General features: G+C 63.9%; 2 protein-coding genes. Both read left to right on the top strand.

Features of this window, described 5'->3' with window-relative positions:
- Positions 1-410: RsmD family RNA methyltransferase (locus tag I71_RS24520; protein WP_042699780.1), on the top strand; the 410-nt coding region annotated here is incomplete at its 5' end.
- 697 nt (positions 411-1107) lie between these two features.
- Positions 1108-2011, top strand: a 904-nt coding sequence (gene oxlT, locus I71_RS24525) for an oxalate/formate MFS antiporter (protein WP_244434028.1), incomplete at its 3' end; no start/stop codon positions are given.

A 2011-nucleotide genomic window follows, 5' to 3' on the forward strand; every position in this document is an offset into this window, starting at 1 on the left:
TCGATGCCTTTTGCGGCACTGGCGCGCTGGGGCTGGAAGCCTTGTCGCGCGGTGCCTCTTGGTGCGGTTTCCTCGACATGGGCCGGCCGGCGCTGGACGCCGTGCGTGCCAATGTCGAAGCCCTGCGCGAAACGGCGAGCGCCCAGATCCTGCGCGCCGACGCGACCAAACCGCCGCCGGCCCCGCGTCCCTGCATGCTGGCCTTTCTCGACCCGCCCTATGGCCAGGAACTGGCGCCACGCGGGCTGGAGGGGTTGTTGCGCGCGGGCTGGCTGGCCGACGGTGCGCTCGCGGTGGTTGAGGTCGCCGACCGCGATCCGTTGCCCCTGCCGGATGGATTCACCGCGGTCGACGACCGCCGCTATGGCGACACCCGCGTCGCTTTTCTGACGGTCCGCCACCTGGTCTGACCGCAGAAGCTGAGTCCGCGACCCCACCCCGGGGTCGCCGGTCCGATCTTACAATCCCCCGAGTTCCATTTTCCACCACCCGCTCCAACAGGTCGGTGGGGGTGCAGCCCTTGCGTTCCAAGGCTGACGCCTGTGTTTTTCCATCATGCGGAAAGACCAAACGGATTGTTGAGTTCCAAAACAATCCGAGCAAAAGATCATGTGTCGCCGATGCGGTTCCTCTATGGAAACGGCGGCATCTATCTATCTCCTAAGACTGCACACCCTCGTCTGAGGGGGCCGTGCAGGTACCGGCACGGCTTCTTTTTGCAGAACGCGCGATACATCGGGTGAACCGACAGAAGAACCGGTGTGGACCGGTCATCATGGTCGGTTTGTGACGCAAGTTTTACTTGGTCAGACTGTATGCCTACGGCGTCGATCCGTCCGTCGGTGTCTTTTTGTCCCCGGTTTTGGCATACCAGATTTCATATCTGGCATTCCTAAATCGGGACAATCGAACTCCGAGCGATTGTCGGCATCCGCGCCGAGTTCCGGAAAGGAACCGTCAGCAAGAGCGGTCCGTCCGGGTCATTCCGCAATCGTGATTGGCGTGCCGGTCCCCGGGAGAGGGGCCGTGCCGCCGGCTCAGGCAAGTTAAACGGGAGGCACGATGGCTCATATGAATTCACAATCGGCGGCGGAATCCGCGGCGCCGGTGAGCGATACGGTCCGCTGGATGCAGATCGTCGTCGGCATCGTCTGCATGGTGGCGGCGGCCAACATCCAATATGCCTGGACGCTGTTCGTCCCGGAAATCCAGGCGACCCATGGCTGGACGCGCGCATCGATCCAGACCGCCTTCACCATCTTCGTCGTTGTGCAGACCTGGCTGACGCCGATCGAGGGCTATTTCATCGACAAGTACGGTCCCCGCGTGATCGTCGCCGCCGGCGGCTTCTTCACCGGCCTGTCCTGGATCATCGACAGTTATGCCGGCTCGCTCAGCATGCTGTATGTCGGCTCGGCCATCGGCGGCGTCGGCGTCGGCTGCGTCTATGCCACCTGCGTCAACAACGCGCTGAAGTGGTTCCCGGAAAAGCGCGGTCTGGCGGTCGGCCTGACGGCCGGCGGTTATGGCGCCGGTTCGGCCCTGACCATCCTGCCGATCTCGGCGATGATCCACAGCAGCGGCTATCAGACCACCTTCTTCTGGTTCGGCCTGCTGCAGGGCGCCATCATCATCGCCGCCGCGCTGTTCCTGCGCATGCCGCAGAAGGAGCAGGTCAAGGCTTCCACCAAGGTCGCGCAGACCCGCCGCGACTACACGCTGGGCGAAGCGGTCCGCACGCCGGTGTTCTGGGTGATGTGGGCGATGTTCATCGGCACCGTCACCGGCGGCCTGATGGCGGTGGCCCAGCTCGGCGTCATCGCCCACGATCTGGGCGTGAAGGAAGCCCCGGTCAGCGTCTTCGGCCTGACCATGGCGGCTCTGCCCTTCGCCCTGATGCTGGACCGCGTGATGAACGGCATCTCGCGTCCGCTGTTCGGCTTCATCTCCGACCACATCGGCCGTGAGGCGACCATGTTCGTCGCCTTCACCCTGAAGGCGTCGGCATCAT

Origin of the sequence: Azospirillum sp. B506 (assembly GCF_000333595.1) — a bacterium.
GTDB lineage: Bacteria > Pseudomonadota > Alphaproteobacteria > Azospirillales > Azospirillaceae > Azospirillum.